The organism is Archangium sp., assembly GCF_036388035.1.
Taxonomy (GTDB): Bacteria; Myxococcota; Myxococcia; order Myxococcales; family Myxococcaceae; genus Archangium.
Window position 1 is genome coordinate 1 of record NZ_DASVSO010001008.1, and the last position, 6,810, is coordinate 6,810.

Annotated in this window: 5 protein-coding genes and 2 pseudogenes; 5 read left to right on the plus strand and 2 right to left on the minus strand. The window is 72.0% G+C overall.

The features are described 5' to 3' along the window. The 5 genes and pseudogenes from VF697_RS41540 to VF697_RS41560 form a co-directional block, all read left to right on the plus strand. Positions 1-739, plus strand: a pseudogene (locus VF697_RS41540) (hypothetical protein); the annotation flags it as partial. A gap of 14 nt (positions 740-753) precedes the next feature. Then, positions 754-1,749, plus strand: coding sequence for an AAA family ATPase (locus tag VF697_RS41545; protein ID WP_331104050.1), 996 nt, complete (start codon positions 754-756; stop codon positions 1,747-1,749). Then, a complete protein-coding gene (locus VF697_RS41550; protein WP_331104052.1) occupies positions 1,742-3,568 on the plus strand; it encodes a hypothetical protein in 1,827 nt (608 codons plus the stop codon). Before VF697_RS41545 ends, VF697_RS41550 begins: the two co-directional genes overlap by 8 nt. 25 nt (positions 3,569-3,593) lie before the next feature. Continuing rightward, a complete protein-coding gene (locus tag VF697_RS41555; RefSeq protein ID WP_331104054.1) occupies positions 3,594-4,577 on the plus strand; it encodes an ABC transporter ATP-binding protein in 984 nt (327 codons plus the stop codon). Beyond that, positions 4,574-6,079, plus strand: coding sequence for an ABC transporter permease (locus tag VF697_RS41560; protein WP_331104055.1), 1,506 nt, complete (start codon positions 4,574-4,576; stop codon positions 6,077-6,079). Before VF697_RS41555 ends, VF697_RS41560 begins: the two co-directional genes overlap by 4 nt. A gap of 2 nt (positions 6,080-6,081) precedes the next feature. Here VF697_RS41560 and VF697_RS41565 read toward each other — a convergent pair whose 3' ends face one another. After that, on the minus strand, positions 6,082-6,429 hold the full coding sequence (locus VF697_RS41565) for a hypothetical protein (RefSeq protein WP_331104057.1): 348 nt from the start codon (positions 6,427-6,429) through the stop codon (positions 6,082-6,084). Between the two features lie 101 nt (positions 6,430-6,530). Then, positions 6,531-6,810 (minus strand): annotated as a pseudogene (locus VF697_RS41570) (hypothetical protein); the annotation flags it as partial.

Here is a 6,810-nt window from a genome sequence, read left to right on the forward strand (position 1 = left end):
CGCCCAGGCCGCCGCCGAGCTGGCCGCCGCGTCCGAGGCCGCGCGCGAGCTGGAGGAGTCGCTGGACGCCGCCGCCGGTGCCGAGGCCGCCGCCCGGGAGCGCGAGGCCCTCGAGCGAGCGCTGATGGCCCTCGGGCACGACGACGCGGCCCGCGCCCAGGAGGGGAACGAGGGCTCCCCCACCTCCTCCGGCAACGGGAGCGCGGGGGCGGGCGCGGGGGATGGGGGCACCGGCTCGGCCCAGGCGAAGCGGGGCTCGGGAGGTACGCCGGGCTCGCGCGACGAGGTGGCCAACCTGCGGGAGACGCTCGAGCGGCGTCAGCGCGAGCTGGAGCAGCGCTTCGGGCAGGGCGCCGGGCGCAACGGCACGCGGCCCGGAGCGGGGCAGGGCGAGGGGGAGGGCCAGGGACAGGGCCAGCGGGGCGGCCACGCGAGCCGGCAGGTGGGCAAGGGCGCCGGGGCGGGGCGGGGCGGGGAGAGCCAGCCGCTCGTCTTCGGCGACGAGGCGCAGATGGACCCGGAGCGGCTCGCCTTCAAGCCGCTGCCCGAGGGCCAGGGCGGTGAGGCGCAGGGACTGTGGGGCCTGCGCCCCGCGGACCCCCAGCGGCGCGAGGGGGGCGGTGGGGGGAGCGGCAAGGGGACGAGTGCCCAGGGCGGCGCGGAGGCGGGACATGTGTCCGGCCCGCTGCTGCCCCGCAACCGGGATTTGGTGAAGCGGTATTTCGGGGGGGAACCCTAGGAGAGGAGTCGGCCGTGTCGGAACTGTTGAGCCCCGCCGAGGTGCAGGGCGCGGCGGAGAGGGTGGCTCAGCTCCAGAAGGGGCTGAACCAGGTGCTGCTCGACCAGACGCAGGTGGTGGAGCAGGTGGTGGCGGCGGTGCTCGCGCGCGGCCATCTCCTGCTCGAGGGCCTGCCGGGCCTCGGCAAGACGGAGCTGTGCAAGGCGCTCGCGCGGCTGCTCGGGCTGCCCTTCCGCCGCATCCAGTTCACCCCGGATCTGCTGCCCGGCGACATCACCGGCACCTACGTGCTGGAGGGCGAGGGCCGTCGCGACTTCACCTTCCGCGAGGGCCCCCTCTTCGCCAACGTGGTGCTCGCGGACGAGATCAACCGCTCCAGCCCCAAGACGCAGGCCGCGCTGCTGGAGGCCATGCAGGAGCGCAGCGTCACCGTGCTCGGCCACACACGCCCGCTGCCCGAGCCCTTCTTCGTGCTCGCCACGCAGAACCCCATCGAGCTGGAGGGCACCTACCCGCTGCCGGAGGCGCAGCTCGACCGCTTCCTCTTCCGCGTCCTCGTGCCGCCGGTGGGGGCCAGGACGCTCAGCACGCTGCTCACCACGCGCGTGCGCGGGACGCCTCCGGTGCTGCCGGCGGTGACGGACGCCGAGGGCCTCGCCTCCCTCTTCGCCGCGGTGGACCGCGTCCACCTGCCCGTGCCGGTGGCGGACTTCATCGGCCGGCTGGTGGAGTCGAGCGACCCGCGCGGCCCGGGCGCGCCGGAGCCGGTGCGCCGCCTCGTGCGCTACGGGGCCAGCCCCCGCGCGGCCCTGGCGCTGGCCTCGGCGGGACGGGCGCTCGCGCTCATGCGGGGCAAGCCCAACGTCGGCTTCGACGAGGTGGTGGCCGCCGCGCCCGCCGTCCTCAACCACCGGCTGGTGCTCGCCTACGAGGCCTCGCTGGAGAAGGTGGGCGCGGGGGACGTGGTGCGCACCCTGCTCCAGGCCGTCCCCGAGGTGTCCCGTGCGTGAGCGCCTCGCCGCCGCGCTCCTCGCGCTCCTGCTGGGCGAGAGCCCCGCGTGGGCGGAGCCCCCTCCGGCCCCCGCCGTGCCCGCCCAGGAAGAGGCCGCGGACGCGACGGTCGTGGAGGAAGAGGCTGGCGGGGAGGGCTGCCCCGAGAAGGAGGAGCCGTGGGTGGCGGGCTACCAGGAGGTGCGGGGCCAGCCCGTGAATCTCTCGGACGGGGACTTGAAGGCCACGCTGGCCAACGGCGTGCTGCGCCCCTCGCGCGGCTACATCCCGCTGGAGGTGACGCTCCACAATTCGGGCCCTGCCCCGCGCCTCGTGCGCCTGGGCTTCGAGTCCACGGGGATGGGGCGCTCCGCGGCCACCTCGCGTGACGTGGAGGTGGGCGCGCGGCAGCGGCTCGTCGCGTGGCTGCCCGTCCCCGTCTCCGCGCGCGGCGGCCTGGTGCGCCTGCAGAGCCCCGACGCCGACTTCCGGGCCTTCAACTTCTACTCGGTGGACAACACGGGCGCGGCGGTTCTGGTGCTGGGCTCGGAGCGGGCCTTCCAGTCGGGCACCGGCCTGCCCCGCGTGGAGAAGGAGCCGAAGCTGTCGGTCCGCTTCATCGCCCCGGAGGACGCCCCGCGCGAGCTCGCCGCCTACGTGGGCCATGCCCTGGTGGTGGTGGCCGGAGACGTCACCGCCCTCCCGGCGGATGCCTGGAGTGCGCTCGAGTCCTACGCCGCCACCGGAGGCCACCTGGCCCTCCTCCACCCGCCGCGCGACGTGGACTCGCGCCTGCCGCTGCTCTCCGGCACCCCCGTGGGACAGCTCCCCTACGGCTTCGGCCAGGTGCGGTTGTGCGCGAAGGCGGAGGAGTGCGGCCAGGGGTTGCTCGCCGACGTGAGCACGCTGGAGCCCGGGGCCGGGGGCCACGTGACACTCGTCGCGCCCATCGGACCGCCGCCGAGCTGGCAGCGCGGGGGCCGCCAGCTGTTGAACAACGGCGAGCAGCCGCTGCTGCCCGGAGTCCAGGCGCCCGTGGGCCGCTTCCTGCTCCTCATCACCCTCTTCGTGCTGGCGGTGGGGCCCGGTGGCCTCGCCCTGGCCCGGCGCAAGGGGCCGGTGGCGCTGCTCATCGCCGTGCCCTCGGTGGCGCTCGTCACGTGCCTGGCCATCGTCGGCTGGGCGGTGCTGGTGGAGGGCTTCTCCGTCCATGCCGCCCGCTACAGCCTCACCTGGCTGGACAGGGCCCGGGACAGGGCGGTGACGGTGGGCCTGTCCGGCTACTACGCCAACCTGGCGCCCGAGGGCGTCCGGGTGCCGACGCTGGCGGCGCTCCTCGGGCCGGACACGGACTGGGAGCCGCCCGCCGTGGAGGCGGACTGGACGAATGGCATGGCGGTGACGGGAGGCTTCCTCCCCTCGCGCTCCTACCGCGAGTGGGGCGAGGTGGCCGTGGTGCCCACGCGCGCCCGGCTCACCGTCCAGCGCGAGGGCGCGGAGCTCCGGGTGCGCAACGCGCTCGGCGCGCCGCTCGCGCGAGGCTATGTGCGGCTGGGCGAGGCGGTGTGGACCCTGCCCGCGCTCGCCGAGGGGGCGGAGGGCGTGGCCACCCTGGAGCCGAGCTCCAACGCCGAGTCCACCTGGCCGGAGTTCGTGAGCTTCCCCGAGCCCGTGCGGCGCCGCTTCAACATCGTGCCGTGGAACGTGCTGGGCCGCTCGCTGGGGGAGGGGGACTTCCTCGTGAAGCTGGAGGGCCCGGGCCTCGTGCCCACGGCGGCGCTGCCGGTGGAACTGCACGAGGGGCTGCACTTCGTGCGGGGACGGGTGGACGGACCATGACGCGGACACGAGGCGAGGTGCGGGGATGAGCCTGCTCGAGGTGAAGGGGTTGCGGCGCGACTACGGCGCCCTGCGCGCGGTGGATGACGTGTCCTTCGAGCTGGAGGCCGGCACCATCCTGGGCTTCATCGGGCCCAACGGCGCCGGCAAGAGCACCACCATGCGCATTCTCGCCACCCTGGACACGCCCACCGCGGGCCAGGTGACGATGGACGGGCACTCGCTGGTGGACACCCCGGACAAGGTGCGGCCGCTCATCGGCTACATGCCGGACCGCTACGGCACCTATGACGACGTCACCGTCGCCGAGTTCCTCGACTTCTTCGCGCGCGCCTATGGCCTCCAGGGCCGGGCGCGCACGAGGCGCGTGGACTCGGTGATGGAGTTCACCGGGCTGCGCCCCCTGGCGGACAAGCTCACCAGCGCGCTCTCCAAGGGCATGAAGCAGCGCGTGGCCCTGGGCCGCACGCTGCTGCACGACCCGAAGCTGCTCATCCTCGACGAGCCGGCGGACGGGTTGGACCCGCGCGCCCGGATTGAGCTGCGCGAGCTGCTGCGCGCGCTCGCCGACCAGGGCAAGGCGGTGCTCATCTCCAGCCACATCCTCACCGAGCTGGCCGAAATCTGTGACACCTGCGCCATCATCGAGCAGGGCCGGCTGCTGGCCACGGGCAAGGTGGCGGACATCCTCGCGCAGGCCACCGGCGCCGCGGCGGCGGAGCTGGTGGTGCGCCTCTTTCCGGGCGAGGAGGGCGAGGCGGCCTGGACGCGCGCCGAGCGCCTGCTGCTGGAGCAGCCCCGGGTGAAGCAGGTGGCGCGCGAGGGCGACACGCTCCGCGTCCGGTTGGAGCACGAGAATGGCGCGTCCGCCGGGAGCTGGGTGGACGAGTCGGCGGCGCGGCTGCTGGCGGTGCTGGTGGGGGCGGGCGTGCCCGTGTGCGCCTTCAGCCACCGCGAGCGCAACCTCGAGGATGCCTTCATGCACGTGACGAAGGGGAGGGTGGCGTGAGCGCGACGGCCACGGACACCGCGGGCACCACCCCGCGCGCGGACGCACCACCCCGGCTGCTGGAGCGGCTGGGCGACAGGCTCAACCCGCTGGTGGTGAAGGAGGTGCGCCAGGGGCTGCGCTCCCGCGTCTTCTGGGTGAGCTTCGGGCTGATGCTGCTGGCCTGCCTCGTCATCTCGCTGGTGGCCTACGCCAACGCGCACGACAGCGGCCTCACCACCCAGGGCCAGGGCTTCTTCTTCGCCTTCTTCATGTGCCTGGGCATGGTGCACTTCTTCATCATCCCCTACAGCGCCTACCGCTCGCTGGCGCGCGAGCGCGAGGACGAGACGTGGGTGCTGCTCATCCTCACCGGCCTGGGGCCCCGGCGCATTCTCCGAGGCAAGGTGGCCTCCTTCCTCGTGCAGGCCGGGCTGTACGCCTCCGCGGTGGGGCCCTTCCTCCTCTTCAGCTACTACCTCAACGGCATCGACCTGCCGACCATCCTGGTGATTCTCGGGCTGGGCGCCTCCTGGCTCGTCTTCCTCACCCTGGTGGCGGTGTGCGCGGCCACGCTCGCCGACGGGCGCATGGGCCGCGCCTTCGTGCACCTCTTGCTGCTAGGCCTGCTCGCCCTGTCGTTGATGTACGGGCTGACGGCCGCCTTCATCCTCGGCGAGCAGGGCTACCGCTTCCTCGTGCGCGAGAAGGAACTGCGCACCTTCGCCCTCCTCTTTCTGTGGAACATGCTCACCTACGGTTGGCTGCTCTTTGAGACGGCCGCCGCGCGCCTGTCGCTGGCCACGGAGAACTACTCCCGGGGCCCCCGGCTGGCGCTCACCCTGCAGACGCTCGTCTCCGGGCTCATCCTGGCGGGCGGGTGGTGGATTCAGCGCCCCTCCACGGACGCGGCCGTGGTGGTGAGCATCCTCGGGTGCCTCCAGCTGACCCTCACCGGCATCTTCGTGGCCACGGACGTGGACGGCCAGGCACGGGCCCTGCGCGCCGGCACGTGGCCCTGGTCGCTCCTGCGCCCCGGCGCCGTGCGGGGCTTTCGGCTCGTCGTGGTGCTGCTGCTCTTCTGGGCGGGGTTGTGCACCGCGCTCTTCTCCTGGTCGCGCTCCTCCAGCACCCACGTCAATGCCGACTTCCTCGGGGCGCTCGCCGCGCCCGCCTACGCGCTCCTCTTCCTCTCGCTGCCGCTGCTGGTGGGGCGGATGTCGCGCTCGGACAGGCTGTCCGCTCCGGCCGTGGTGCGCGTCCTCTTCTTCTCGCTGGTGGGCCTGGCCGGCGCGCTGCTCCCGCTCGTCGCCGTCCTCTTCGACCAGAAGGCGGATGACCCGCTCATCAACCTGCTCAACCCCTTCGTCGGGCTGGCGAACTTCGGGGACTACGACTACTCGATGAACGAGCCGAAGATGAACGGGGGGCTGCTCACCTGCGTGTGGGTGGTGGCCGTGCTCGTCGCCTTCGCCGCGGACCGGGCCCTCGTCGAGCGCGAGCGGCGGGCCCACGCCTCATGAGTTCAGAACGGTCCGGAACCATCCGCTTCCCTGCGGAGGATGCGACCGTCCACGCCAATGGCATACGTCACTCCCGCATCGAGCAGGCCAAGGGTCCATCCACAATTCTCCGGTTTGAAGTCAATCCGGACGAAGATGACATCGCCCTGACGTACAGCGCGGTATCTGTGTGAGACCTGCTTGTCCTCGCAGGGAAGACCGGTTGGATCCGCATTCAGGAAGTCATCCGCGGCTATCCGCATCGCCTGGAGCATGTAGCCATCCAGGTCCACATCCAAGGGGAGCTTGGGATCGAAAACGGGAAGCCGCACGCTCATGTCCTGAAAGCGGGGCTGACTGATTTCCGGCACGCATCGGCAACCGAGGAAGGAGCCCAGTACCTGGCACGGGCGATGAGCACAGCCAGTGAGAGCCATACAGCACAGCAACAGAACGAGCCTTGGTTCCATGGCTACTTGTACTCGATCTCGAATTCCGAGGAGTTGATCCACTTGACCATGCCATACAATCGACTCTTCCACTCGCCTTTCGGGTTGACCGTCCACTTCAAGAGTTCACCTGTGGCGGGCATATGCAGGAAGAATCCGTTGCAGGAGACCGGTCTCGTCTCCGAGTAGAACGCCACAATGCCGAGTGGGACTTCGCGCTCTCGGGTCTTGACCGTAAACCCATGGATGGAACCCATGCCGACGATGAATTGGATGTCGTCGCGCGAGAGTTCATTGCCAACC